The 26,791-nt window shown below is 40.5% G+C and carries 22 protein-coding genes; 13 read left to right on the top strand and 9 right to left on the bottom strand.

The genetic code is table 11. The annotated features are described in order from the left end of the window. Positions 1-48 precede the first annotated feature (48 nt). Complete coding sequence (locus NFU46_RS16515; protein ID WP_251603373.1) at positions 49-576, top strand: Spy/CpxP family protein refolding chaperone; 528 nt, start codon at positions 49-51, stop codon at positions 574-576. A gap of 57 nt (positions 577-633) precedes the next feature. Here NFU46_RS16515 and yacG read toward each other — a convergent pair whose 3' ends face one another. From yacG to nadC, 8 genes are all read right to left on the bottom strand, one after another. Next, entirely contained in the window at positions 634-867 is a 234-nt protein-coding gene (gene yacG / locus NFU46_RS16520; protein WP_054562797.1) for a DNA gyrase inhibitor YacG, read from the bottom strand. 73 nt (positions 868-940) lie between these two features. After that, complete coding sequence (gene pilB / locus NFU46_RS16525) at positions 941-2,617, bottom strand: type IV-A pilus assembly ATPase PilB (RefSeq protein WP_251603376.1); 1,677 nt, start codon at positions 2,615-2,617, stop codon at positions 941-943. A gap of 194 nt (positions 2,618-2,811) precedes the next feature. Continuing rightward, complete coding sequence (gene coaE / locus NFU46_RS16530) at positions 2,812-3,411, bottom strand: dephospho-CoA kinase (protein ID WP_251603379.1); 600 nt, start codon at positions 3,409-3,411, stop codon at positions 2,812-2,814. Between the two features lie 2 nt (positions 3,412-3,413). Continuing rightward, positions 3,414-4,310, bottom strand: a complete 897-nt coding sequence (locus tag NFU46_RS16535) for an A24 family peptidase (RefSeq protein WP_285835548.1) — start codon at positions 4,308-4,310, stop codon at positions 3,414-3,416. 119 nt (positions 4,311-4,429) lie between these two features. Beyond that, on the bottom strand, positions 4,430-5,659 hold the full coding sequence (locus NFU46_RS16540) for a type II secretion system F family protein (protein ID WP_251603382.1): 1,230 nt from the start codon (positions 5,657-5,659) through the stop codon (positions 4,430-4,432). A 20-nt stretch (positions 5,660-5,679) separates the two neighbouring features. Beyond that, complete coding sequence (locus NFU46_RS16545) at positions 5,680-7,629, bottom strand: sulfatase-like hydrolase/transferase (RefSeq protein WP_251603387.1); 1,950 nt, start codon at positions 7,627-7,629, stop codon at positions 5,680-5,682. 57 nt (positions 7,630-7,686) lie between these two features. After that, positions 7,687-8,115 carry a pilin gene (locus NFU46_RS16550; protein WP_251603390.1) on the bottom strand — a complete coding sequence of 143 codons (429 nt, stop codon included), beginning with the start codon at positions 8,113-8,115 and terminating at the stop codon, positions 7,687-7,689. A 506-nt stretch (positions 8,116-8,621) separates the two neighbouring features. After that, positions 8,622-9,470: a carboxylating nicotinate-nucleotide diphosphorylase gene (gene nadC / locus NFU46_RS16555; RefSeq protein ID WP_251603393.1), complete on the bottom strand. Its 849-nt coding sequence runs from the start codon at positions 9,468-9,470 to the stop codon at positions 8,622-8,624. Positions 9,471-9,657: 187 nt separating this feature from the next. Between nadC and ampD the strand changes: the two genes are divergently transcribed. The 11 genes from ampD to NFU46_RS16610 all read left to right on the top strand — a co-directional run bounded on the left by ampD (position 9,658) and on the right by NFU46_RS16610 (position 25,143). Beyond that, complete coding sequence (ampD, locus tag NFU46_RS16560) at positions 9,658-10,200, top strand: 1,6-anhydro-N-acetylmuramyl-L-alanine amidase AmpD (RefSeq protein ID WP_251603396.1); 543 nt, start codon at positions 9,658-9,660, stop codon at positions 10,198-10,200. Positions 10,201-10,221: 21 nt separating this feature from the next. After that, complete coding sequence (ampE, locus tag NFU46_RS16565; RefSeq protein ID WP_251603399.1) at positions 10,222-11,073, top strand: beta-lactamase regulator AmpE; 852 nt, start codon at positions 10,222-10,224, stop codon at positions 11,071-11,073. A 564-nt stretch (positions 11,074-11,637) separates the two neighbouring features. Further along, complete coding sequence (gene pdhR / locus NFU46_RS16570; protein WP_036965924.1) at positions 11,638-12,387, top strand: pyruvate dehydrogenase complex transcriptional repressor PdhR; 750 nt, start codon at positions 11,638-11,640, stop codon at positions 12,385-12,387. Between the two features lie 84 nt (positions 12,388-12,471). Beyond that, on the top strand, positions 12,472-15,138 hold the full coding sequence (gene aceE / locus NFU46_RS16575) for a pyruvate dehydrogenase (acetyl-transferring), homodimeric type (protein ID WP_062566172.1): 2,667 nt from the start codon (positions 12,472-12,474) through the stop codon (positions 15,136-15,138). A gap of 9 nt (positions 15,139-15,147) precedes the next feature. After that, positions 15,148-17,034 (top strand): pyruvate dehydrogenase complex dihydrolipoyllysine-residue acetyltransferase, encoded by a 1,887-nt coding sequence (gene aceF, locus NFU46_RS16580; protein WP_251603402.1) that lies wholly within the window; start codon positions 15,148-15,150, stop codon positions 17,032-17,034. A gap of 188 nt (positions 17,035-17,222) precedes the next feature. Next, positions 17,223-18,647, top strand: a complete 1,425-nt coding sequence (gene lpdA, locus NFU46_RS16585) for a dihydrolipoyl dehydrogenase (RefSeq protein WP_054562783.1) — start codon at positions 17,223-17,225, stop codon at positions 18,645-18,647. A 325-nt stretch (positions 18,648-18,972) separates the two neighbouring features. Beyond that, on the top strand, positions 18,973-19,635 hold the full coding sequence (locus tag NFU46_RS16590) for a tRNA-uridine aminocarboxypropyltransferase (protein ID WP_285835549.1): 663 nt from the start codon (positions 18,973-18,975) through the stop codon (positions 19,633-19,635). A gap of 790 nt (positions 19,636-20,425) precedes the next feature. Beyond that, a complete protein-coding gene (locus NFU46_RS16595; protein ID WP_251603405.1) occupies positions 20,426-21,430 on the top strand; it encodes a Fe(3+) ABC transporter substrate-binding protein in 1,005 nt (334 codons plus the stop codon). A gap of 77 nt (positions 21,431-21,507) precedes the next feature. Beyond that, positions 21,508-23,142 (top strand): iron ABC transporter permease, encoded by a 1,635-nt coding sequence (locus NFU46_RS16600; RefSeq protein ID WP_251603409.1) that lies wholly within the window; start codon positions 21,508-21,510, stop codon positions 23,140-23,142. After that, positions 23,139-24,182, top strand: a complete 1,044-nt coding sequence (locus NFU46_RS16605) for an ABC transporter ATP-binding protein (protein WP_175082552.1) — start codon at positions 23,139-23,141, stop codon at positions 24,180-24,182. Before NFU46_RS16600 ends, NFU46_RS16605 begins: the two co-directional genes overlap by 4 nt. 61 nt (positions 24,183-24,243) lie before the next feature. Continuing rightward, positions 24,244-25,143 carry a Dyp-type peroxidase gene (locus NFU46_RS16610; protein ID WP_054562779.1) on the top strand — a complete coding sequence of 300 codons (900 nt, stop codon included), beginning with the start codon at positions 24,244-24,246 and terminating at the stop codon, positions 25,141-25,143. Here NFU46_RS16610 and argR read toward each other — a convergent pair. Next, positions 25,140-25,607, bottom strand: coding sequence for a transcriptional regulator ArgR (argR, locus tag NFU46_RS16615; protein ID WP_054551012.1), 468 nt, complete (start codon positions 25,605-25,607; stop codon positions 25,140-25,142). The genes NFU46_RS16610 and argR overlap by 4 nt on opposite strands. A gap of 225 nt (positions 25,608-25,832) precedes the next feature. On the opposite strand from argR, the gene mdh reads away from it, so the two are divergent. Next, positions 25,833-26,768: a malate dehydrogenase gene (gene mdh, locus NFU46_RS16620; RefSeq protein WP_054562778.1), complete on the top strand. Its 936-nt coding sequence runs from the start codon at positions 25,833-25,835 to the stop codon at positions 26,766-26,768. Positions 26,769-26,791 lie beyond the last annotated feature (23 nt).

Consider the following 26,791-nt stretch of genomic DNA (forward strand, 5'->3'; position numbering starts at 1 on the left):
ATCAGTCGGAAACGACAACAGAGCACAACCCAACAAAAGGTAATGATTATGACTATTTCAAATAAGCTTTCTAAATTCGTACTTGTTTGTGGTTTAGCAGCAGCCAGTGTAGGTGCTACTTCAGCAATGGCGAAAGGAGACTTTAACCGTGGTATGAACCCACAGGCTCGTTTTTTACTTTCTGAGCGTGGTATTGATAAATTACAACTTACCGAAGAGCAGCAAACGCAACTTAAAGCAATTTTTGCCGAGCAGAAAACACAATTTGCAGCACTGCGTGGCGATAAAGATGCAATGAAAGCCGCTCGTGCAGCACACAAAGAGAAAATGGATGCGTTATTAGCAACAAAAGCATTTGACGAAAATGCCGCATTAGAGCTGATTAAAGCGCGCCAAGAAAAAGGCCAGCAGTTTGCAATGCTAAAAATGAAATCTGACCATGCGATTTGGCAGGTTTTAAATGCAGAACAGCGCGAAAGCTATCAAGAGATTAAAAAACACCTGCGTAAAAAAGGTCACAAAAAGGGCCACCATGGTCATCGAGGCGAACGCAAAGCTGAGCGTTCTGAAGGTTAAAAGTGATAGGTTATATTAAAAAATGCGGCAATTGCCGCATTTTTTGTATTTGACGCTTTATTCTTTAAAGAATGAATCATCGTTTTTAGCCAGCATTGCTTCGATATCTTCAATCATATCTTGGCTCAAATCATTAGCATTGCTAATTGGGCTAGAAATTTTATTGTTCTCAAACGACCACTCGCCTAAATCAATTAGCTGGCAGCGTTTTGAGCAAAATGGACGATGCGGGCTTTGCTCTGACCATTCAACTTTGGCTTTGCATGTTGGGCAGTTTACAACTGTTGGCATTGAATAACTCTCAAATAAGCACTTTTGTCAGATCTTACTGAACAGTTAGCTGATAATCCAGTAACGAATTTGTTTAGAAACTCGTTACTCGGTTTATTTCTGCTAAAGAGGTAACGCCATCAGCGGCTTTTTTCAGGCCAGATAAACGCAGATCATTAAAGCCTGAGCGCAGAGATACTTCAGCAATTTCGAGTGAGTTACCACCACGCATAATAATTTGTGCTATTTCAGGGGTAATTTGCATTACTTCGTAAATACCCACTCGACCTTTATACCCTTCAGTACAGCTGTCGCATCCTTTTGGTGCGAATAACTGAACCTCATTGAGCTTGTCTTTATCAAAACCTTGGCGAATCAATTCTTCATCAGGTAGTTTTTCTGGTGTTTTACACTTAGGACAAAGTCGTCTTGCAAGACGCTGCGCAATAATAAGGCTGATAGAGCTTGCTACGTTATAAGCAGGAACACCCATATTTAAAAGACGAGTAAGAGTTTCTGGTGCAGAGTTGGTATGCAGCGTTGATAATACCAAGTGACCTGTTTGCGCCGCTTTAATTGCTATTTCAGCGGTTTCAAGGTCACGGATCTCACCAACCATTACGACATCGGGATCTTGTCGTAAGAAAGCCTTTAATGCATTGGCAAAGGTCATGTCTGCCTTTGGATTAATTTGTACTTGGTTAATCCCTTCAAGGTTGATCTCTACTGGATCCTCGGCAGTACTGATATTACGTTCTGGCTGGTTAAGAATATTCAAACCAGTATAAAGTGATACCGTTTTACCAGAGCCCGTTGGACCGGTTACTAAGATCATACCTTGTGGCTGCTCAAGTGCGTCCATGTAGAGTTTTTTCTGTTCTGGCTCATAACCAAGCACATCGATACCTAGCATAGCACTTGATGAGTCGAGAATACGCATTACGATTTTCTCGCCCCAGAGAGTAGGCAAGGTACTGACACGGAAGTCGATACTTTTACGTTCAGTAATTTTAAGCTTAATACGGCCGTCTTGAGGTTTACGTTTTTCTGCTATGTCTAGTCGTGACATAACCTTGATGCGTGCAGATAAACGGCTCGCTAAGCTATTTGGCGGACTTGCCATTTCATGCAAAATACCATCGATACGAAAACGCACGCGGTAGCGGTGTTCGTAAGGCTCAAAGTGTAGATCCGAGGCCCCTTTTTTAATTGCGTCCATCAAAATTTTATTGATGTAAACGATAATAGGAGCGTCGTCTTTATCTTCATCTTTTGGTGCTAAATTTTGGGGAGTTTCTGACTCTAAATCTCCGAGTTCTTTGAATTCGCTTTCACTTAAATGCAAGCTTCCTGCAGCATCAAGTAATTGCTCAATTTTGTTTTCAAGTTGAACGTAATCAACAACGACCACTTCACATGAAAGGCCTGTACTAAATTCAAAGTTTTCAAAGGCACCGTAGTCGGTAGGATCTGAGGCAGCAATATAGAGTTTACGGCCTTTTTTCACTAGGGGTAGAATATGGTGTTCACGTATCAACTTGTCTTTAACAAGCTCTTCGCTAATGTTCGCTACATCAAAGTCTCTAATATCAAAATAAGGCACACGAAAAAGATCTGTACATTGCTCTGCGAGCTCATGTCCAGCCATTCCACATGTTTTAGATATAAGCTCAGCAGTAGAGCTGTATTCGCGCTGCTTTGACTTTACGGTCTCTGCATCAATGCGACCGAGTGTAATAAATTTTCGAAGTAGCGGTGAGTTAATATTCATTGAACACCTAGTTTGATCCTTTATTTGCCACAATCTAACAGAAAAAGTAAGGCTATTACATCAGTCTTGACTGATTTAGGAAAAATTGCAAAGTAAATTCAGCTTAAACTCAGTTGCTTAGAACTTTTGTTGGTACTTTTGTATTGGTTTTTATGAGTTCTATTTCATGAGAATCTATAAATAAAATCAATACTCTAGTTAGAGTATGTTAGATACTTTTTATGCAGTTTTTGCACATCCGTTTTTACCTCAGCAAGCGGGCGGTTATTATCTAAAATATCAGCAGCTTTTTGTTGTTTATCAGCTCTACTCATTTGTGAAGCAATGATTTGTTTAGCTAATTCAACAGAAACATTATCTCGAGCTGTAGTCCTTGTTATTTGTACATCAACCGGAACATCAATTAGTAAGGTATGATTGCAGTATTTTTCTAGGCCATTTTCAAAAAGTAAAGGAGCAACTAAAATGACATATTCGCTGCCGGCTTGCTTTAATTTGCTCAGCATTGACTCTCGAATAAGCGGGTGCAATAAGTTATTAAGCCATTGCTTTTGTGATTCATCGGCAAAGATAATTGCTCTTAGTTTTGCGCGATCAAGCGTGCCGTTACGCGTGAGTATTTCATCACCAAAATGTGCTGTAATTTTTGTAAGGCCAACAGAGCCAGGTTCGACGACTTCTCTGGCAACTATATCGGCATCAACCACTTGAATACCAAGCTCTTCAAACATGGCGCTTACTGCACTTTTACCAGAGCCAATACCACCGGTTAGCCCTAAAACCCAGTTTGCCATAGTTAGTAACCTAAATAGTTAAAGTAATAACTTTTAATTTGCTCACCCCAAAGTAAGGTTGCCCATCCTGCGATGGCAAGGTAGGGCCCAAATGGGATTGGCGTGGTTTTATCTTTACCTTGAATCATGATTTGCGCAATGCCGATGATGGCACCGACGACACTTGATAACAGCACTATGGTTAAAATATCTTGCCAGCCTAGTAGCGCACCAAACACGGCTAAAAGTTTAAAGTCACCATAACCCATGCCTTCTTTACCCGTAGCAAGCTTGAATAACCAATAGACACTCCATAAGCTCAGGTAGCCAACTGCGGCGCCAATGATGGCATCGCTCGGAGCAATGGTAATATCCATAGTGGCCGCAATCAGCGCCAGCCATACTAATGGCAGGGTGAGCTGGTCAGGCAGTAACATGTGATCTATATCGATAAAAGTTAAAGCGACTAACACCCAAGTAATCAATATATATAAAAGAGTAAGCGTTGTTGGGCCAAACACAGCAGCAACAATTAAACTGAAAACCGCTGTAAGCATTTCAACAATAGGGTAGCGCACAGAAATTGATGTTTGACAATTAGCACAGCGACCTTTTAGTAATAACCAACTTAGCACGGGGATGTTTTGCCAAGCTTTGATCGGTGCTTGGCATTTAGGGCAGGTCGAATTAGGCTTTACTAAATTAAAGGGAGCTTGTTCTGTTTGCTGTTTTGAATTGAGCTCATCGGCCAATACAATACGGCACTCAGTTTGCCATTCTCTTTTCATCATCAGTGGTAAGCGATAAATCACCACATTTAAAAAGCTACCAATACACAGGCTTACTAAGCCGACGGTCAAAAGATAAAACCACTGCTGACTTTGCATCGCAGTGGTTATATCAAGAAAAAAGTTTTCCATTAAAATACCTAACTTCTGGCCATTTTAAGGCCGATTTTATTTCGCTGTGTTGAACCGTTTTTTATTATTTTATAATGCAATCGATCGAATAGTGTTTAGAATCTTGCTTAAAGCTATGTTTAAATCACCGAACCTAATTGGAATATAGGTAAGTACATAGCAACAATTAAACCACCGACCAGCACACCTAAAACAGCCATAATTAGAGGCTCAAGTAAACTTGATAAACCATCAACGGCATCATCAACTTCTTGTTCATATATAGTGGCCACCTTAGCAAGCATGCCATCAAGTGAGCCTGACTCTTCACCTATGGCCACCATTTGTACCACCATATCAGGGAAAATTTTAGTATTGCGCATTGCCCAGTTCATTAAGTTACCAGAACTGACCTCGGCTTTTATTTCTAAAATTGCATAACGGTAAACCGCATTACCTGAAGCGCCCGCAGCAGAATCTAGCGCATCAACTAAGGGGACACCAGCAGCAAAAGTAGTTGATAAAGTGCGAGCATAGCGAGCAACCGCTGCTTTATTCAAAATCATACCAATAACAGGCAGTTTTAATATCGCTCTATCGTTAGCATCTCTGAGTTTTTTACTCTTAAGGAGGGCTTCTTTATATGCAAAACCAGTTGCGATAACAGCAATCAGAATTATCCACCAATATTCCTGCATAAACTCAGAAATACCAATCACCATTAAGGTAAACCCAGGAAGCTCAGCTCCAAAGCCATTAAAAATATCTTGGAATTGCGGCACAACGAAGATAAGCAAAATTGAAGTTACAATGACCGCAACAACCAAAACTGCAATCGGGTAAAACATGGCTTTTTTAATTTTTGATTTGAGTGCTTCAGCTTTTTCTTTATAAAGTGCTACTCGGTCAAATATTTTATCAAGTGCGCCCGATTGCTCACCTGAGGCCACTAAATCGCAATATAAATCATCAAAATAGCGTGGGTGTTTTCGAAGCGCTTGAGAAAGAGGCACACCCGCTTTTACCTCATCGCCTATACCTTCCATTAATTTTTCGACACTTTTATTTTTTGTACCACTTCCTATCATCTCAATAGTTTGAATGAGGGGAACACCTGCCATCAACATGGTTGCAATCTGTCGTGTAATTAAGGCGATATCTTTTGGTGTAATTTTTTGAACAGACTTTATACCGAATAAAGGTTTAGCCTTTCGTTTGACCTTTGACGGTGTTATTCCTTGCTTACGCAATTGAGCTTTTACTAAAGCAATACTTTGCCCAGAAAGTTCACCTTCAAGCTTTTTACCTCTAGCATTAACACCAACCCATTCAAAGGTGTCTTGGGTTGCTGTACTTTTAGGATTATTCATTTTATTGACAACCTTTAAGTCTAATCAATATTAATTTGCTTGAGAAACTCATGGGGGTTCTCGCATTGTTTAAAGACACCATTAATAGCATCCTTTTTAAATTGTAGACACAAAGCTAAAAACATAGATTTTATTATATCTTTATTTTCAAAATGAGAAGCAGGAAACCATTTATTATTCTTCAAATCAACAATTATTAAATCGTCCATCATACTTGGGAAGGTAGCCAGTTTGTAGTCACCTTTAATGATGCTTCTTTGTTTGCTTTCTAGTGCTTTAGGATAGATTTCAGGTTTCACTATTAATTTACCATCAGAGTTAATTTTATAGAAATAAATACCATTAGCAATAGTTTGTAGTTCGTCAATAATTTTATTAGAAGTTACAATTGGATTAATTGAGCTTTCGCTATATACAGGTCTATTAGATTGTACTTCATCAATAGACATACCATCACTTTCATTATCAAGTTGTAAGCATTTCATCAGAGAAGGCTTTATATCAATTAAACTATAGTTGTAATCATCATTACCAGTAAATATCTGATCACATTCTTTCGCTTTGCCAAATGTAGCAATTGAAAGAAGGACTTCAAATTGTGAATTCGACAGAACATTTGTACCATGTCCTTGACTGTTAGTAATGAAGTTTGATTCAGGTATTGCATTTTTAGGGCCATCAGATGGATGCTCGAAACTTTCGCCATGGTCAGATAAAAAGATCACTATTGCATTATCTAAGTAGCCTGCCTCATCAAGATCATTGACTAAGTTTGAAACCTGTAAATCTGCTTCTCTAAGCATTGACTTATATAAATAAGTATATGGATCATCAGGATTTAACTGTTCATTAGGCAAGAATAATGGAACCCTAATTTTAAATGGGTAGTGAGGTAAGGTAAAATGAGTCGCCAAAAATATTGGAGAAGAACTTATACTGATTTGTTTTTTTATCTTATTATTGAAATCGCTTGGCTCATATGTAACATAGGCAGCTCTATTCGCTTTTATATAAGGGAATATTTCATTTATTAGTGAAACGTTACTAGCTAATGCCATCTGAGGTAAATTTGCTAAGTTTGCTAAAATAAACTCAGCGGCATTTGCTGGTGGACCTATTATTGTTTCAAAGCCATATGACTGATCTATATTATTGAATCTTCTTTCATCTTGGGCGTATATCGTTGTATATCCTCGACTTTTTAATACCCATTGAAGCATGCCAGTCTTTACCAGAGTTTTCTCTTCTGTAAGGTTAAAACGTGCGCCAGTGTTGATCGGCAGCTTTCCTGATAGAATTGAAAACCATGATGGAAATGTTCTTGCATTAGGAGTAGTTACATTGTTAATTTTGCCATTCTTGTTTATTTGAGACCATATAAAAGGTGTTAAAGCAGGGGATATAAAGTCAGGGCGTAAAGAATCTACTCCTATGACTATTATATTAGGATGTTCAGCAGGTTCATTATGAACTTTATTATTTTCGTTTTCAAATTCAAAGAAAGAGAATAATATCAATATTGATAATAAAGTGATTTTATAAGTGTTTCTTAAGTTTCTAATTGATAAAAGCAACAAAGTTAGAAAAATAGCTAATGTTATTGGGAATAATAAATCAGGGATGTTTGTTCCAATTGAAAATGAAGATAAGGGGTATAATGTGCTATTTCCTATTAATATTGAGCTGCATATAATTAACCAAGTTAATAGAGTAATGAATGGTACTTTTGCAAATTTAGTAATGATGAGTGTAGCGAATGTAGCTAACAAAATATGTATTAATAATAATGTAAAGAAAGCGGTCAAAAGCTCAAAAAGAAACTTAGGTGTAGTTATAGCATCATAAACTATTTTTGTAACTTCAGTGTTGACACTGTGTTCTGATAGAGAAACTGAGTTGAAAATTAGATTTGTGAGTGTTAATAAAGCGATTGAAAAGCTAATTTGTATATTTTTTTTATAATTTTTCATTTAAATTAAAGCCTCAGTAAATTGCTGAGGCTTTATGTTTCCGTATAAATTAAGTTATTAACGACAGTTTGCTGGTTTATATTTGTCGTCAACAGTACCTGCAGTACAAGTCCATGTGATTGACCCTTTAGTGTTGTCTACTGTAGGGGTTAGGATAATTGTTGTACCAGAGGCTACTTTATTATTATAAGTAATAGTAATAATACCAGCCGCACCAACTGCTACTGAATTGACTGCATTACCAGTGATATTTGAAGCCGCAGGTAGACCAGCTGCTGAGTTTGTTGTTGGTAGAGCTGCTTGAGAAACATAATATTCAGTTACAGCTGCTTTTGCTGAAGCACCAAGTGTAATACCTTCACTGACGTGTGCACGTTTTGTGTAGTCTTGATAAGCAGGCAGTGCTACTGCAGCCAAAATACCGATGATTGCAACTACAATCATTAATTCAATTAGGGTGAAACCCTGTTGCTTTTGTTGTGTCATTTGTTCCTCTCCTAAAGGATATGATGATTTAGTAAGTTTAGCTGTAACTTCAGCGTTGTAAAACCAAGGCTCAATTTACAGGAAAAATCTTACAGTTTTACTTAAAATCAGTTTGAGTAAAGCTTGATTATTAACAAAGCTTTTCATGAACATCCTATGTTCAGAGTTCATAAAATTACTTTAGCATTATTAAGCGTTTTTGGAAGCCATTTTCCTGTTAATAAAGTAATTTTTCAGAACTTTCCTACCTTTGTTTGATGTAAAATAAGCTTAGTTCTACATAGTTGTACTATTTATAAACACCTTGTAAACACTGCTCCTGCTCAGGAACTTATTGAATTGATTGCAATCTTGAGTAGGTTTAGGGTGTAGGCATACAAAATAGTCAAAAGCGCTAAAAAGATATTGATTTTTTGTTATCTATTCAGGCTTTTTACGTATTTAATGCTTTTTTTATTTTCTTGTCAACGAATTAGGTAAAGCATTAAATACGTAAAGGGAGGGGGTTAGGCGTTAAATCGCATTGATAGATCGATTGATTGTAAATTTTTTGTAAGTGCGCCACTTGAAATAAAGTCAACACCGGCCTGTGAATAAGCTTTTAAAGTTTCAAGTGTCATGTTGCCAGAAACTTCAAGCTTTGCGCGCTTATCTGTAAGCACAACGGCTTGTTGAATTTGCTCTACAGTAAAGTTATCGAGCATGATGATGTCAGCTCCCGCAGTGATCGCTTGTTCAAGCTCATCGAGTGATTCTACTTCTACTTCGACTGGCTTTGTCGGGTGGTTTACTTTAGCTTGAGCGACGGCTTTATCAATACCCCCGCAGGCAGCAATGTGGTTTTCTTTAATTAGGAACGCATCAAAAAGGCCTATACGATGATTCGCACCACCACCACATTTTACAGCGTATTTTTGTAGCGCACGTAAACCTGGAATTGTTTTACGCGTGTCGAGTAGCTGCGTAGTCGTGCCCTCAAGCTCTTTTACATAATGAGCAGTTGTTGTTGCTGTACCTGATAGTGTTTGTACAAAGTTAAGGGCAGTGCGCTCTGCAGTTAAAATAGCACGCGCTGAGCCAGATGCTGTAAAAAGTGTGCTATTTGCGGCTACTTTGTCGCCGTCATTTACGAGTACGTCAACTTCAACAGAAGGGTCAACTTGCTTAAATACTTCTAAAATAATGTCTTTACCACAAAATACACAGTCTTCACGAGTAATTACTTTAGCATTGGCTAGCTCGTTTTCTGGAATTAGTTGCGCGGTAATATCACCGTCATTTGCGCTTTGGTAATCTAAATCTTCATCAAGGGCGAGTTTTACCAGTTGGCTAATTAAAGTGTGAGGGACTGACATGTAGAAAGCTCATTGTTTATTAATAAATTGGCGAAATTTTACTATGTTTAACCCCTTAATAGAAGATAAAGATTGGCCACAGTAAAGTATCCTTACTCTTACTTTAAGTGATTGAATCAAAGCAACTAGACCCTGAGATTTTAACCCTTTACACTATTTAACTTTATTGTCATCGTTAGTTTTTAATATGCATATAAATGAATTGGGTCAACTAAACACTGTGTTACAAAGGCCTTGTACACATTACGATGAGCGTCCTGAGGGCGAGGTGTCATTACTTGTTATTCATAATATTTCATTGCCTGCTGGTCAGTTCGCTACGCCATATGTTGATGATTTATTTATGGGGGCAATTGATTGTGCAGCGCACGAAAGCTTTGCAGATTTAAAAGGTTTAAGAGTGTCTGCGCATTGCTTTATTCGTCGTACCGGTGAAATTATTCAGTACGTGCCTTTTGAAAAACGAGCTTGGCATGCTGGTATCTCAACGTTTGAAGGCAGAGAGCGCTGTAATGATTTTAGCGTGGGCATTGAGCTTGAAGGTACAGATACGCAAGCGTATACCCAAGCCCAGTATAATGCATTACACTTAGTGACTAAGGCGTTGATGGCAAAGTACCCTGAGATAAACCGTTCGCGCATTGTTGGCCATTGTGATATTGCTCCGGGCAGAAAAACTGACCCAGGTGCGAGTTTTGATTGGCAATACTATTTTGATTTAGTGTTTTAGTTAAAGGATATAGGTAAAAGCATGATCTTAATTTCAATAATTATTGCTTTGGTAATTGAGCGTTTAGGGGCTCGCGCTGATTATTGGCAAATCGGTTTTTATGCCAATACCTATCTTAAGCACTCGCAAAAACAACTCTCAGAAAAAGGCTTATTTAATTCGCCAGTTGGTTTTTTGATTTGGTTAATGCTGCCTGTCGTTGCCACAGGTTTAGTTTATCAACTCTCTGATTTTATTATTTGGCAACTAGCTTTGAATGTTGCTGTTCTGCTGGTGTGTTTTGGCTGTGCTAAGCAACGTGCTTTATATAAGTCTTACTTAAATGCGTTAACCCGCAACGATCAAGAAGCGGCGACCTTATTTGCATTACAGATGGGTCAAAAGAAGACAGAAGATGATCCTCAAGGTGAAACTTTTGGCCAAACTTTAGCTTGGTTAAATTTTCGCTTTTACTGTGCAGTTATTTTTTGGTTTGTGGTGTTAGGTGTGCCTGGCGCGGTTCTATATGCGCTAGTTCGAACCTTTGCTGATAAAGTCAGAGACGATCATAAGGTGGCTTACGCAAAACGTTTTAAACTGATCCATAGCTTACTGTTTTGGCTCGATTGGTTACCAGCTCGGGTTGCGAGCTTTGGTTATTTAGTGATTGGCAACTTTAATAAAGGCACTAGTTGTTGGCTGAAGTATGTGCTCGACTTTTCAGTGAGTAACCGAAAAGTAGTTACGCAAACTGCACTTGCCGCTGAGCAAATTGAGCAGCAACATTTTGGCTGTACTTATGAAGCTACTTGCATGATGAAGCTTGTAAAAAGAAATGTATTATTCTTTTTAGTGATCATCGCAGCATTAACTCTGTTTGGTGGGTTGGCTTAGTGTGTAAAGTTTGCGAGTTGAAAGAGTAAAGTTAGCAAGTTACAAGAGTAAAGTTAGCAAGTTACAAGAGTAAAGTTAGCAAGTTACAAGAGTAAAGTTAGCAAGTTACAAGAGTAAGGCTTGTTGTATAACTTTATTCATTAATCGCTCTACTAATGCACTTTGATTGAGTTTTAATTTTTCAGCACTGAAGTGCATCCTACTTCGAATATTTCTCAGCATTCAATTCAACGATGCGGGGTAAACCCACTGCTACAAAGCTGCTCAATTCATCTAACATCTTAAATCTGACTCCTAATAGCTTAGCCTGTCAATCTGGTCTGACCATTTCTTTTTTATTGTTTTTTCCTTCAGAAAAAGCCACTTTAATCCATACTGTTTAATCTTTAGACGAATTACGTTAGGGTGTAACTAGGCGCTGAGCGTAGTGAAATTGACAGAAATACGGGTTTTTGATAACGTATGCGACAAATTTGGTATGACCAATTTACCTTTTTGGTCAAAGCACAAGGCTAAATACCCGATATTTATGGGGTTAGCGCATAACAATGCGGACGTTAATAAATGTCTTTAAAGATTAAAGCAGCAAAATTATCTGATGTAATTTTACAACAACTTGAGAATATGATTCTTGAGGGGTCGTTGGCGCCAGGCGAAAAGCTGCCTCCTGAACGTGAATTAGCGAAACAATTTGAAGTATCGCGACCTTCATTGCGTGAGGCGATTCAAAAGCTAGAAGCCAAGGGGTTAGTAACGCGTCGCCAAGGTGGCGGAACGTTCGTAAAAAATCAGCTTGAAGAGGGGCTCACTGATCCGCTTTTTGATTTGATTAGTAAGCATCCAGAGTCACAATTTGATTTACTCGAATTTCGTCATGCCCTTGAAGGAATCGCAGCATATTATGCAGCTATGCGTGGCACAACGAATGACTTCAAAAAAGTAAAACAAAGCTTTGACAACATTGCGCTCGTAAATGACGACATTGTGCAAAAGGCAAAAGCAATTAATGCATTCCATTTTAGTGTGGCAGAAGCGTCCCATAACGTTGTACTGCTACATTTAGTTCGTGGTATGCAGGCCTTGCTAGAGCAAAATGTATTACAGAATTTAACTGTACTGTTAAAAAAACCACAGATCAGCCAACAGCTCGCAGAACATAGACGACTGTTGATGGATGCGGTTATTGAAGGAAACCCAGAGCAAGCACGTCTTGCTAGTAATGCTCACTTAGCCTTTATCGAAGAAGCCTTACTTGAGGCTGGCAAAGAGCATTCGCGGATTGAACGTAGTTTAAGACGCACCAAACAACATTAAGCAAGTGATTAGCTAAGTTTAGTTAACTACTTAATTTAAGATTTATTAAAATAATTAGTATTTTAAACATAAGGAAACCTCCATATGTCTGAAGTCAATAAAATTGACGTAGACGCGCTAGAAACACAAGAGTGGTTACAAGCCCTTGAGTCTGTTGTGCGTGAAGAAGGTGTTGAACGTGCTCAATTCTTACTTGAGCAAGTGTTAGAGCAAGCCCGTTTAGACGGTGTTGATATGCCTACTGGCACAACCACTAACTACGTTAATACCATTCCGGTAGATCAAGAACCTGCTTATCCAGGTGACGTAAACATTGAACGTCGTATTCGTTCAATCATTCGTTGGAATGCGATCATGATCGTATTACGCGCGTCGAAAAAAGATCTAGACTTAGGCGGCCATATGGCTTCTTACCAGTCTTCAGCTGCATTCTATGAAGTATGTTTTAACCACTTCTTCAAAGCACCAAACGATGTAGATGGCGGTGATTTAGTTTATTACCAAGGTCACATTTCTCCAGGTATCTATGCACGTGCATTTGTTGAAGGTCGTTTAACAGCTGAGCAGCTTGATAACTTCCGTCAAGAAGTTGATGGTAAAGGTCTTCCTTCATACCCACACCCTAAGTTAATGCCTGAATTCTGGCAGTTCCCTACGGTATCAATGGGTCTTGGTCCAATTGCATCAATCTACCAAGCTCGTTTCTTAAAATACCTAGACGGTCGTGGCTTAAAAGACACTAAAAACCAACGTGTATACGCTTTCTTAGGCGATGGTGAAATGGATGAGCCAGAATCACGTGGTGCAATCTCATTCGCTGCACGTGAGAAGCTAGATAACCTATGTTACCTAATCAACTGTAACTTACAGCGTTTAGATGGCCCAGTAATGGGTAACGGTAAGATCATTCAAGAGCTTGAAGGCCTATTCAAAGGTGCAGGCTGGAACGTGATTAAAGTTGTATGGGGTAGTGGTTGGGATATCCTACTTGCTAAAGATACATCAGGTAAATTACTGCAGTTAATGAACGAAACGATTGACGGTGATTACCAAACATACAAAGCAAAAGACGGTGCATATGTTCGTGAGCACTTCTTCGGTCGTTACCCAGAAACAGCAGCACTTGTTGCTGATATGACTGATGAAGAAATCTTCGCACTTAAGCGTGGTGGTCATGAGCCTTCAAAACTTTACGCTGCATTCAAAAAAGCGGAAGAAACTAAAGACCGTCCAACTGTGATCCTAGCTAAAACTGTAAAAGGTTACGGCATGGGTGAAGCGGCTGAAGGTAAAAACATCGCGCACCAAGTTAAGAAAATGGACATGACCCATGTTGAGCACTTACGTTCACGTTTAGGTCTACAAGATTTAGTTTCTGATGAAGAAATTAAAGACTTGCCATATCTTACTCTTGAAGAAGGCTCTGAAGAGTACAAGTATCTTCACGCTCGCCGTGAAGCGCTACAAGGTTACACACCTAAGCGTATTCCTAAGTTTTCTGAAAGCTTAACATTGCCAGAAGTTGACGCGTTCAAGCCACTACTTGAAGAGCAAAAACGTGACATCTCTACAACAATGGGCTTTGTACGTGCACTTAACGTGTTACTAAAAGACAAAGGCATTGGTAAAAACATCGTGCCTATCATCGCTGATGAAGCGCGTACATTTGGTATGGAAGGTTTATTCCGTCAAATCGGTATTTATAACCCGCATGGCCAAAACTACACGCCACAAGACCGTGACATCGTTTCTTACTATAAAGAAGCAACATCAGGTCAGGTACTACAAGAAGGTATCAACGAGTTAGGTGCAATGTCATCATGGGTTGCTGCTGCAACATCATACAGCACTAACGATTTACCAATGATCCCATTCTACATCTACTACTCAATGTTTGGTTTCCAACGTGTAGGTGATATGGCATGGATGGCTGGTGACCAACAAGCACGTGGTTTCTTACTAGGTGCTACGGCAGGTCGTACTACACTAAACGGTGAAGGTTTACAGCACGAAGATGGTCACAGCCACATTCTTGCTAACACGGTTCCTAACTGTATTTCTTATGATCCGACATTTGCATACGAAGTAGCGGTAATCATGCAAGACGGTATCCGTCGCATGTACGGTGAAGACCAAGAAAACGTGTTCTATTACCTAACGCTAATGAACGAAAACTACCATCAACCAGCAATGCCAGAAGGCGCTGAAGAAGGTATTCGTAAAGGTATCTACAAGCTTGAAACTGTGGCTGGCGATAAAGCGAAAGTACAGTTACTAGGTTCAGGTACTATTATGATTGAAGTGCGTAAAGCGGCACAAATCCTGAGCGAAGAGTATGGTATTGGTTCAGATGTATTCTCTGTAACATCATTCAACGAGTTAACTCGTGACGGTCAAGACGCTGAGCGTTTCAACATGCTTAACCCTGAAGCAGAGCAAAAGACTGCTTACATCACGAACGCATTAACAGATGCCGTGACTGTTGCAGCAACAGACTACATGAAGAACTACGCAGAACAAGTTCGTTCATTCGTACCAAGCAGTAACTACAAAGTGTTAGGTACTGATGGTTACGGTCGTTCTGATAGCCGTGAAAACTTACGTCGTCACTTCGAAGTGAATGCTGGTTATGTTGTGGTTGCAACACTATCTGAGCTTGCTAAACGTGGTGAAGTTGAGAAGTCAGTAGTTGTTGAAGCAATCAAGAAATTCGACATCGACACAAACAAAGTTAACCCGCTATACGCATAAGAGGTTCCAATGAGTATTGAAATTAATGTACCAGATATCGGTGGCGATGAAGTTGAAGTAACCGAAATCCTTGTTAGCGTTGGTGATAAGGTTGAGGTTGACCAATCGTTATTAACGGTTGAAGGCGACAAAGCATCAATGGAAGTACCTGCTGCACAAGCAGGTACGGTTAAAGAAATTAAAGTAGCTGAAGGTGATACGGTAACTACTGGTTCACTTATCATGATCTTCGAAGGTGAAGAACAAGCTGCGGCTCCTGCAGAGGATAAAAAAGAAGCGCCAGCTCCAGCAGCTTCTGCTACACAGGAAGTAACTGTGCCAGATATCGGCGATGATGAAGTTGAAGTAACTGAAATCATGGTTGCGGTAGGTGACACGGTTGAAGAAGAGCAATCTTTATTAAGCGTTGAAGGCGATAAAGCATCAATGGAAGTACCTGCTCCAATTGCGGGTACGGTTAAAGAGATCAAAATCGCGACTGGCGATAAAGTGAAAACGGGCTCTCTAATCTTCGTTTTTGAAACAGCTTCAAGCGGTTCAGAAGCGCCAGCTGCAGAATCAGCACCAGCTGAAGCTGCGCCGGCAGCAGCGGCATCAAGCACTAAAGAAGTTAACGTGCCTGATATCGGTGGTGACGAAGTTGAAGTAACCGAAGTGATGGTTTCTGTAGGCGACAAGGTTGAAGAAGATCAGTCAATCTTAAACGTTGAAGGCGATAAAGCATCAATGGAAGTACCAGCACCATTTGCTGGTACTGTTAAAGAAATCAAAGTAGCAGCTGGGGATAAAGTATCAACTGGCTCACTTATCTTTGTATTTGAAGTAGCAGGTAGTGCACCAGCTGCAGCTGCACCAGCCCCTGCAAAAGCTGAAGCAGCGCCTGCACCTGCAGCAAAAGCGCCTGCGGCTGAAAAGCCTGCATCAGCACCTGCAAGCAACGAAGGTTTTGCAGATAACAAAGCGTATGCACATGCATCGCCTGTTGTTCGTCGTTTAGCGCGTGAGTTTGGTATTAACCTAGCAAACGTAAAAGGCACGGGTCGTAAGAATCGTGTTGTGAAAGAAGACGTACAAAACTACGTGAAAGACCTTGTGAAGAAAGTTGAGTCAGGTCAGCTATCTGCAGGTAAAGGTAATGCCGGTGGCGGTGAGTTAGGTCTTATCCCTTGGCCTAAGGTTGATTTTGCTAAGTTTGGTGAAATTGAAGAGAAGAAACTTTCTCGTATCCAGAAGCTATCAGGTGCTAACTTACATCGTAACTGGGTGCAAATCCCGCATGTTACACAGTTTGACGAAGCTGATATCACAAGCCTTGAAGCATTCCGCAAAGAGCAAAATGCGCTTGCTGAGAAGAAAAAGCTGGGTGTTAAAATCACACCACTTGTATTTGTGATGAAAGCAGCGGCGAAAGCATTGGCTGAATTCCCAACGTTTAACTCTTCACTGTCTGAAGACGGCGAAAGCTTAATCTTGAAGAAATACATCAACATTGGTGTTGCAGTTGATACGCCAAATGGTCTAGTTGTTCCAGTGTTCAAAGATGTTGATAAGAAAGGCATCATTGAACTTTCTCGTGAGTTAATGGATATTTCTAAGAAAGCACGTGAAGGCAAGCTAACGTCATCTGATATGCAAGGCGGTTGTTTCACAATCTCAAGCCTTGGTGGTATCGGTGGTACAGCGTTCACACCAATTGTGAATGCACCAGAAGTTGCTATCTTGGGTGTATCTAAGTCAGAAATGAAACCTAAGTGGAATGGCAAAGAGTTTGAACCTAAATTAATGGTTCCATTATCAATGTCATACGACCATAGGGTTATTGACGGTGCACTAGCAGCACGCTTTACTGTGACGCTAGCAAGCTACATGAGCGATATTCGTCAATTGGTGATGTAATCGTCTCATAATTTATAAGAATCAAATCCCAGCAAGTTGTTTTTTGCTGGGATTTTTACCATTGGCAATGATACAATCTTTGCCATAGAACAATCTTGGTATAGATATCTGCTCTCCCTTTCTGCCTTGCAGAAACATGGCAGTTAAACTTAGGGGCAGTGTCCCGTTCAAACATTTAAGGTAATAGCATGAGCAACGAATTAAAAACTCAAGTTGTTGTACTAGGCGGTGGTCCTGGTGGTTATTCTGCGGCTTTCCGTGCTGCTGACTTGGGCTTAGAAGTTACACTGGTAGAATCTCGCAACACATTAGGCGGTGTATGTCTAAATGTGGGTTGTATTCCTTCAAAAGCACTTTTACACGTAGCTAAAGTGATTGATGACGCAGCTGAAATGTCATCTCACGGCGTTACTTTTGGCAAGCCTGAAATCGACCTAGACAAAATCCGTGATTGGAAAGAGTCTGTAATCGGTCAACTTACTGGCGGCCTAGACGGCATGGCTAAAATGCGTAAAGTGAAAGTAGTTAGCGGCTACGGTAAATTCACTGGCAGCAACACTCTTGCTGTTGAAGGTGAAGACGGTACAACAACAATCACTTTTGACAATGCTATTATTGCAGCGGGTTCTCAACCTGTTAACTTGCCTTTCATCCCTGAAGATGACCGTGTAATTGACTCAACAGGTGCGCTAGAGCTTAAAGACGTTCCTGAGAAACTACTCGTTTTAGGTGGTGGTATCATCGGTCTTGAAATGGGTACTGTATACCGTGCACTAGGTTCTGAAATCGACGTAGTTGAGTTTGCTGATCAATTAGTACCAGCAGCTGATAAAGACGTTATCAAGATCTACCAAAAATACGTTAAGAACAAGTTCAACGTAATGCTTTCTACTAAAGTTGTTGGCGTTGAAGCGAAAGAAGACGGTCTATACGTTTCATTCGAAGGTAAAAACGCACCAGCTGACGCAGTACGTTACGACAAAGTACTTGTTGCTGTTGGTCGTACACCTAACGGTAAATTACTAGACGCTGATAAAGCAGGTGTTAACGTTGATGAGCGCGGTTTCATCAATGTTGATAAGCAGCTTAAAACAAACGTTGATCACATCTTCGCTATCGGTGATATCGTTGGTCAACCAATGCTTGCACACAAAGCGGTTCACGAAGCTCACGTTGCTGCAGAAGTTATCTCTGGTCAGAAACACTTCTTCGATCCTAAGTGCATTCCTTCAATCGCATACACAGATCCAGAAATCGCATGGGTTGGTGTAACTGAGAAAGAAGCTAAAGAGCAAGGTTTAAGCATCGAAACTGCTGTATTCCCTTGGGCTGCTTCTGGTCGTGCAATTGCTTCAGCACGTACTGAAGGTCAAACTAAGCTAATCTTCGATAAAGACTCAGGTCGTGTTATCGGTGGTGCTATGGTTGGTATCAACGCAGGTGAAATGCTAGGTGAAATCGGCTTAGCTGTTGAAATGGGCGCAGACGGTGAAGACCTAGCGTTAACTATTCACGCTCACCCAACGTTAAACGAATCAATCGGTCTAGCTGCTGAAATCTTCGAAGGTTCAATCACTGACCTTCCAAACAAAAAAGCAGTTAAAAAGAAGTAAGTTCTTTTGACTAATCGTTTTAAAAACCCAGCTCCGGCTGGGTTTTTTGTTTTTTAGAGGTTAGATATCAGATGTCAGTCGTTAGTTGATCGAGAGAGTTGTTTTATTTTTTGTAATTGAACAAAAGCTTGTTATACATGAAATGAATTATACTTGTTTTACCACTAACCACTAACCACTAACCACTAACCACTAACCACTAACCACTAACCACTAACCACTAACTACTTAGATCAATATCTATTCCCCATATTTTTAGCTACAATACGCGCCGTTTAATTATCTGGTAAATACAGTGGCTACTATCTCAAATAATTCAGTGTTAATGCTTCGTGCTCAGCAAATGACTGAGTCTCGTCGTGAATTCAAAGCACGAGGAGCAAAGTTAACGCGTTGTGAGCGTTGTTTATTAGCCGAGCACTATTGTATTTGTGAAGGCGTTGAGCAGGCTCAGTGTTATGCCGCGGTCTGTTTACTTATGTACCATAATGAGAGTTTTAAGCCGTCAAATACTGGCCGTTTAATTGCTGAAATCGTGCCAGATAACCATGCCTTTAAGTGGGATAGAACAAATCCAGATGACGCCTTATTAAGCTTGTTGGCAGATCCACAGTATCAGCCTATGGTTATTTTTCCTGCCAGCGATGTTGATGATGAAGAGCGCGTGATCACCGAAGTAACTTCTGTTGAAGGTAAGCGTCCGTTGTTTATCTTCTTAGATGGTACTTGGCGCGAAGCAAAGAAAATGATCCGTAAAAGCCCTTATCTAGATAATTTTCCTGTGCTTTCAATTACGCCTGAAAAGCTATCTGATTATCGACTGCGTGTTGCCCCGCATGAGCATCAGCTAGGCACCGCTGAAGTAGCTATTATGGTACTTGCCCTTGCGGGTGAAGTAGATGCAACTCAAAAGCTTGAACAACATTTTATTAAGTTTAGAGATGCCTATCTGCTAGGTAAGCGAAATAAAGGGCGACCAGAGCAATAACTCTTTACTAAATTTTAGGCAAAAGAAAAGCGCGTACTATCTCTAGTCGCGCTTGCGGAATCTTCTTAATTTTTTGCATCCTGCAATTGAATCTAATCAACTCCCTAAACTTTGCCAATCCATGCGATTACACTTTACTTATTGGTTCTGTGCAATATAAGGCAATCCCGCCTTGTTTCCTTGTTAGTCCTTTACATCCATGCTGATAAATACTTTACCACTCCCTTACGTGCCATCCTGACACTATCCCTTTATTTGCAAATCCGTTGCGATGCCCTAACGGCCTGTCCTTTATTCCACTTTTTGAACTTCCTGTATAACAACGTCCTGTTGTCATGCCATTCCACATCATCCTGATGCTGTCCGTAGGTTGTCACTCCATTGCGTTACTTTTCCTAAGCCTGTCCTTGATTCCTTATTCTCCTAATGAACCTTATTCCGCGGTATTATGAGTAATGCTTCCTTATCCATCTACTCATTAAGCTTCTTGCTTAGTTGATGTAAGTAATTATAGAGAAATGGGCAAAGCTGAGTAGGTCAAAATCTTACTTAATCTGCTGGTTATTTTATTGTCATTTGAATTATGTTGTTATATTTCAATTGTTTACCTTGTTTTGTGCAGTGTTTGCTGGTGGTTTTTACTCAATAACTGCCATGTGGGTGAGATATCTCTTACATGCAAATTCCTAAATGGCAGTTAGGTTGATTGAAATATAAGTTTAAACGGGTGCACTTTGCCCTAACTCTAGGTAAAATATTTTGATAATTGTTACTATTTAGGTGCTATAAAATGAAGAAAACAGCCTTAGTATTACTTAGCGCATTATTAAGCGCGCCTACATTCGCTACAGATGTAGTAAACATTTACTCGTTTCGCCAACCATTCTTAATCCAGCCTATTTTGGATGATTTCACAAAGCAAACAGGTATTAAAACCAATGTGGTTTTTGCCAAAAAAGGTTTGATTGAGCGTGTAAAGCGTGAAGGTAAGCACAGTAAGGCTGATTTAGTATTAACCTCAAATTTTAGTGCGCTGATTCAATTAGAGGACTTAGGCTTAACGCAATCTATTAATAGTGATGTGGTTAATGCGAATGTGCCAAGCACTTTTCGCGATGCCGACGGTCAATGGATAGCACTTACTAAACGTGTACGTAATGTTTACTCTGCAAAAGAGCGCGTTGGTGCACTTGGTGAGTTAACTTACGAAGATTTAGCAGACCCAAAATACAAAGGTAAAATCTGCACTCGATCTGGTAAACACCCTTACAATTTAGGTTTAGTTGCTTCTATGGTTGCTCACCATGGCGAAGCAAAAACTAAGCAATGGCTTGAGGGCGTAAAAGCCAATTTAGCACGAAAGCCGCAAGGTAATGACAGAGCGCAAGTCAAAGCCGTAAAAGAAGGTTTATGCGATCTGGCGTTAGGCAACAGCTATTATTTTGGCAAAATGATGCAAGATGAGCAGCAAAAATCATGGGCTGAAGCGGTTTATATTAACTTCCCTAACCAAACAAACCGTGGTTCTCATATCAATGTATCGGGCGTTGTTATGACCCGTTATGCTAAAAACCCTGAAAATGCCTTGAAACTGGTTGAGTATATGACCGACAATAAGGCGCAAAATATGTATGCTTCAGTTAATATGGAATACCCTGTAAAGCAAGGGGTTGCATTATCTGAGATGGTTGCATCATGGGGGGAGTTTAAAGAAGATAGTCTTCCTCTTGATGAGATCAGCAAATATCGCCCTGTGGCACTGAAGCTGATTGACGAAGTAAAGTTTGATTTATAACGAGAACATTCCTCGTTACACAATTTTATAAAAGCTGTTTTTTAACAGCTTTTATTTTATCTGGTATTAATCCACTTATGCATGTGAAGTTTTCGCTGTCGCGCTGGCAGCTTATAGCCTGGCTTATTGGCCTGTTGCTTGTTACGCCATTAGGCTTTTTGTTATTTGAATCTCTGCAAGGAGATTCAGATGTATTTCAGCACCTTTTCGATACTGTGCTGTGGGATTATACCCGTAATACTCTCATACTCATTGCTGGGGTAGGGCTGCTGAGCTGTGTAATAGCATTGCCGTTAGCTTGGTTAACTGCATATTGTGAGTTTCCTGGGCGTAAGCAATTTGAATGGGCATTAATGCTGCCATTAGCAATGCCAACTTATCTAATCGCCTATGTGTATACCGACTTACTTGATTACGCAGGGCCAGTACAAATCGCCCTTCGAGACTGGTTTGGTTGGCAATCACCAGACGATTACTGGTTTTTTGATATTCGTACATTAACTGGGGCTATTATTATGATTGCCTTGGTACTCTATCCTTACTTATTCCTTATTTTTAAAACGGCACTCAGAGAGCAGTCTTTTAAACTAGTACAAGCTAGTCAACTGATGGGTCTATCACCATTACAAAGCTTTTTACGCGTTAGTTTACCTCTTGGTCGTGGGGCGATTGTGGCAGGGGTTACATTGATCAGTATGGAAGCTATGGCTGATTTTGCTACCGTTAATTACTTTGCTGTGAGCACACTAACGACCGCTGTTTACGATACATGGCTTGGCTATTACTCATTAACGGCAGCGGCGAAAATTTCAGGCATTATGTTACTGATTTTGTTTTTAACCATCATGGTTGAGCGCTTTAGTCGTCGTAATCAAGCTGTGTATGAACGTCAGTCAAGCGTTAACAGCGCAACCTTATATCGCTTAAAAGGCAGTGCTGCATGGGCTGCAAGCTTTGCTTGCACCGTTGTGCTAATACTGGCTTTTATCCTGCCGGTTGGGGTGTTAGTTAAATACGCCATTGTTTATGCAGATGAAGCATGGAATGGGGCATTCTTTAATTACGCTTGGCAAAGCTTTAAAGTGGCTGTTGTGGTGAGTATTGCAACTATTCTATTGAGCTTATTGGTATTGTTTTATCAACGTATTGCGAAACAAGCTTACCCTTTGATCCCAGGGCGTTTAGCAAGTACTGGCTACGCCTTACCTGGTACTGTGTTAGCCATTGCCGTATTGCTACCATTAACTCAGTTAGATGATGCATTAAATAATTGGCTTGAACCTTTTGGTTTATCACCAGGATTACTTTTGAGCGGCACTTTATTTGCGATGATTTTTGCTTATGTTGTACGTTTTTATGCGATTGCGCATGGCGCGCTTGAAAGCAGTTTTTTACGTATTAGCCCATCGCTAGATATGGCCAGCCAATCAATGGGCAAAGGGTCCTTACAAACCTTGTGGCGAGTACATTTACCACTGTTAAAGCGCGGCATTCTAACAGCTGGCTTGTTAGTGTTTATTGAGTGCATGAAAGAGTTACCAGCAGCTCTATTACTCAGACCTTTTAATTTTGAAACCCTGGCAACTCATGTTTTTCAATATGTTAGTGATGAGCAATTGGAGCTTGCGTCAATTTCAGCCTTGTTTATCGTGTTAGTTGGGTTAATCCCTTTGTATTTCGTTAATCGTTCGATGGAGCAAAATCACTCATGAGTCATTTGATAATTAAAGACTTAGCTTATCAGTACAATGCGACTCAGGTGTTGAGTGAACTAAACCTCAATGTAGAACAAGATGAAATCGTCTGTTTGCTTGGCGCAAGTGGATGCGGCAAAACCACCACTTTAAAGGCAATTGCCGGAATTTTACAGCCTGAGCAAGGCTATATGAGTATTGATTCAAAAGTGGTCAACGATAGTGGGCTGTTTGTTGCACCGGAAAAACGTAATATTGGCATGATGTTCCAAGACTATGCGTTGTTTCCTCATTTAACGGTAAGCGACAACATTGCGTTTGGCCTAAGCAACATGAGTAAAGCGCAAAAGCGAGAGCGTGTCGATGAAATGCTTAGCCTTGTTAAACTCGATGGTTGTGCAAAGCGATATCCGCATCAGCTTTCTGGTGGACAGCAGCAACGAGTGGCAATAGCCCGTGCACTTGCTTACAAACCAAGTTTATTATTACTTGATGAGCCATTTTCGAATATTGATACACAAGTGCGTTTTGAGCTTATTGCCGATATACGTCGCATTATTAAAGCTCAGCAGGTTTCTGCGGTATTTGTTACCCACTCGAAGGAAGAAGCTTTCGCATTTGCCGACACGCTTGCGGTTATGCATGGCGGAAAAATCGCCCAACAGGGCTCTCCGGAGCAGTTATTTAGTCAACCTAACTCAAAGGTGGTTGCAGAGTTTCTTGGTACGGGCATATACTTAACGGCAAAAGTATTAACGCCAACTGAATACGAAACGGCGTTTGGTGTGGTTCACTCATTGACGGCAAGCAATACTAATTGTCAGCAAGGTCAAGTGTATATAAGGCCGCATCATATTCAGTTGTGTGAAGCTGCGCACAGTGACGCAAACAGTTTAACTATCTTGCACAGGCGTTTTATCGGTACGCGTTATGTATATCGTATCAATATTGCAGGGCAAGAGTGTGAAGTTGCTGCAGAGCAAGACCGCGTGTTAGCTGTTGAGCAGCCTGTAAAAATAAAAATAATGCCGCACACAGTCAATTTTTTTCATGATTAGTAATAAATAACAATCTTGAATCCTTGGCTTTGTGCAAATAACGAGAAGCTAAGGATTCACTATGGCGCAAGCGCAATCTGGGATTTGTGCTGAAGCAAACTTACATGGTTTGCACCTGTTTTTTAATGTTTACGATGGCCATGATGAGTCATTACGTAAAAAACTAAAACGCGTTAGCGTCATTCAAGATGAGTTTGCTGATCAGTTCTCAGAAGCTATGCTATCGTGTGTGGTTGCCCTTGGTGCTCAGTATTGGCCGCATATTTTGCCCGAGTTTATCCCTAGCCAATTGCAAAGCTTTCCGAATGTGACTCATAGTGAGCATGTGATTAGTGCGCAGCCATTTGACTTGTTTGTGCAAATTCGCTCAGACCGTGAAGATGTAAATCATCTATTTGCTCTGCAAATTCTAAAATTATTAACACCGGATGTTGAGCTGGTGGAGCAGGTCCGTAATTTTCGGTTTTTAGATGGACGTGATTTTAACGGCTTCATTTATGCAGGCGATACACCTCATGGCCGTCAAAAACGTAGTACAGCACTTATCGATAAACCGGGTCACTTTGAAGACCAAGGCAGTTATATTCATGTTCAGCGCTTTGTGCATGATTTGAGTGTCTGGCAGCATTTATCGTTGTCTGAGCAAGAGCAAATCATGGGGCGCACGCGTCTAGATAACACCTTGATTGTGCCTGCTGTAGAAACCAGTCATGCGGTTCGTAGTGAATTAAAAGATGAGCATGGCCAGCCACTATTGCTAAACCAAAGCATGCCATTTGGTGATGTGCATAAGCAGGGTATTTTAATGGTTTCGTGTGCTGCGCAAGGGGATGCGTTTGAGCAGGTATTAAAGAGTCGTTTGGGGCAGGGCGATTGCTATGATCATTGGCTCGATTTTACTCAAGCCGATATGGGATCTGCGTTTTTCGCCCCGTCAGTAAACTTCTTAAAGCAACTTTAAACGGTATCAAATAAAGTGCGCACGCGATCGAGCGTCACATCGATTTCAGAAATCTTCGCAGGGGCGATAAAAATAGTGTCGTCGCCTGCAATGGTACCTAGTACGCCATCTGCCTTACCGAGTGAATCAAGTAAACGAGCAATTAATTGTGCTGCGCCTGGACTGGTGCGAATAATAATCATCATTTCGTTATGCATAATATCAATAACAAGCTGACGCAGTGGGCTTTTCGCTGTTGGCACACCCATTTCAGCCGGTAAACAATAGACCATTTCTTGTTTTGCATTACGAGTACGAACTGCACCGAACTTGCTTAACATGCGAGAGACTTTACTTTGACTAATATTATCAAAGCCTTGCTCTTTTAATGCTTCGACAATCTCACCTTGTGAGCCGAAGTTTTCTTCTTTTAATAGCGCTTTAAACGCTTTGATCAGTGCTTCTTGTTTGTCTTGTGGTTGCATGTTGCCGTTTCTTTATTCATAAAATGTAGGGTAATTCTACACAACTCTGCATATTTATGCAGTATTAGTTTACAAAGTCGTCCAAAATGCTGTGTCTTTACAGCCAAGTTTACAACTATGGTCGAAATTATACGCGAAATAAGCAGGATAAATTTGTTTTTAGTCGCTAATTTCATTATCTTTAGGGCCACAAATATTTCCTACCTCAAATTACGGAGAATTCCAATGAAAGTTGCTGTTTTAGGCGCAGCTGGCGGTATCGGCCAAGCATTGTCTTTATTATTAAAAACAAGTTTACCTGCAGGTTCTGAATTATCGTTATACGATGTTGCCCCTGTTGTTCCTGGTGTAGCGGTTGATCTTTCTCACATCCCAACAGACGTTAAAGTTGAAGGCTTTGGTGCTGACAGCCTAGACGCAGCATTAGCTGGTTGTGATATCGTTCTTATCCCAGCGGGTATGCCACGTAAGCCAGGCATGGACCGTGCGGACCTTTTCAACGTAAACGCAGGTATCATCAAAACATTAGCTGAAGGCATCGTTAAAAACTGTCCTAAAGCGTTAGTAGGTATCATCACTAACCCAGTAAACGGCACTGTGCCAATCGTTGCTGAAGTATTCAAAAAAGCGGGTACTTACGATGCTAATCGTGTATTCGGTATCACAACGCTTGACGTGATCCGTTCAGAAGCATTTGTTGCTGAACTTAAAGGTTTAAGCGCAACTGACGTTAAAGTTCCTGTTATCGGCGGTCACTCAGGTACTACAATTCTTCCTCTTCTATCTCAAGTTGAAGGTGTTACTTTCACTGACGAAGAAGTTGCAGCATTAACTCCACGTATCCAAAACGCAGGTACTGAAGTTGTTAACGCTAAAGCGGGTGGCGGTTCAGCGACTCTTTCAATGGGTGCTGCTGCAGCACGCTTCTGTATGTCTTTAGTTAAAGGCTTACAAGGTGAAGAAGTAGTTGATTACGCATACGTTGCAGTTGAAAACGGTGACGCAGCATACTTCGCACACCCAGTTCGTCTAGGTAAAAACGGCGTTGAAGAAATCCTTTCTTACGGTGAGTTAAGTGCATTCGAAGAGCAAGCTAAAAACGACATGCTAGCTACACTTAACAAAGACATCCAAGAAGGTGTTGATTTCATCAACGGTTAATTCCGACAGATGATAGGCGATTT

Origin of the sequence: Pseudoalteromonas sp. NCCP-2140 (genome assembly GCF_023708065.1) — a bacterium.
In the GTDB taxonomy this organism is placed as follows: domain Bacteria; phylum Pseudomonadota; class Gammaproteobacteria; order Enterobacterales; family Alteromonadaceae; genus Pseudoalteromonas.

Bases quoted from the DNA above. Each gene is read 5' to 3' on its own strand.
- NFU46_RS16595 (WP_251603405.1), top strand. From the start codon at position 20,426: ATGAAGAAAACAGCCTTAGTATTACTTAGCGCATTATTAAGCGCGCCT.
- NFU46_RS16600 (WP_251603409.1), top strand. From the start codon at position 21,508: ATGCATGTGAAGTTTTCGCTGTCGCGCTGGCAGCTTATAGCCTGGCTT.
- NFU46_RS16550 (WP_251603390.1), bottom strand. From the start codon at position 8,115: ATGACACAACAAAAGCAACAGGGTTTCACCCTAATTGAATTAATGATT.
- argR (WP_054551012.1), bottom strand. From the start codon at position 25,607: ATGCAACCACAAGACAAACAAGAAGCACTGATCAAAGCGTTTAAAGCG.
- NFU46_RS16535 (WP_285835548.1), bottom strand. From the start codon at position 4,310: ATGGAAAACTTTTTTCTTGATATAACCACTGCGATGCAAAGTCAGCAG.
- NFU46_RS16515 (WP_251603373.1), top strand. From the start codon at position 49: ATGACTATTTCAAATAAGCTTTCTAAATTCGTACTTGTTTGTGGTTTA.
- NFU46_RS16610 (WP_054562779.1), top strand. From the start codon at position 24,244: ATGGCGCAAGCGCAATCTGGGATTTGTGCTGAAGCAAACTTACATGGT.
- ampD (WP_251603396.1), top strand. From the start codon at position 9,658: ATGCATATAAATGAATTGGGTCAACTAAACACTGTGTTACAAAGGCCT.
- ampE (WP_251603399.1), top strand. From the start codon at position 10,222: ATGATCTTAATTTCAATAATTATTGCTTTGGTAATTGAGCGTTTAGGG.
- pdhR (WP_036965924.1), top strand. From the start codon at position 11,638: ATGTCTTTAAAGATTAAAGCAGCAAAATTATCTGATGTAATTTTACAA.
- aceF (WP_251603402.1), top strand. From the start codon at position 15,148: ATGAGTATTGAAATTAATGTACCAGATATCGGTGGCGATGAAGTTGAA.
- NFU46_RS16590 (WP_285835549.1), top strand. From the start codon at position 18,973: ATGCTTCGTGCTCAGCAAATGACTGAGTCTCGTCGTGAATTCAAAGCA.
- lpdA (WP_054562783.1), top strand. From the start codon at position 17,223: ATGAGCAACGAATTAAAAACTCAAGTTGTTGTACTAGGCGGTGGTCCT.
- yacG (WP_054562797.1), bottom strand. From the start codon at position 867: ATGCCAACAGTTGTAAACTGCCCAACATGCAAAGCCAAAGTTGAATGG.
- mdh (WP_054562778.1), top strand. From the start codon at position 25,833: ATGAAAGTTGCTGTTTTAGGCGCAGCTGGCGGTATCGGCCAAGCATTG.
- NFU46_RS16605 (WP_175082552.1), top strand. From the start codon at position 23,139: ATGAGTCATTTGATAATTAAAGACTTAGCTTATCAGTACAATGCGACT.
- NFU46_RS16540 (WP_251603382.1), bottom strand. From the start codon at position 5,659: ATGAATAATCCTAAAAGTACAGCAACCCAAGACACCTTTGAATGGGTT.
- coaE (WP_251603379.1), bottom strand. From the start codon at position 3,411: ATGGCAAACTGGGTTTTAGGGCTAACCGGTGGTATTGGCTCTGGTAAA.
- pilB (WP_251603376.1), bottom strand. From the start codon at position 2,617: ATGAATATTAACTCACCGCTACTTCGAAAATTTATTACACTCGGTCGC.
- NFU46_RS16545 (WP_251603387.1), bottom strand. From the start codon at position 7,629: ATGAAAAATTATAAAAAAAATATACAAATTAGCTTTTCAATCGCTTTA.
- aceE (WP_062566172.1), top strand. From the start codon at position 12,472: ATGTCTGAAGTCAATAAAATTGACGTAGACGCGCTAGAAACACAAGAG.
- nadC (WP_251603393.1), bottom strand. From the start codon at position 9,470: ATGTCAGTCCCTCACACTTTAATTAGCCAACTGGTAAAACTCGCCCTT.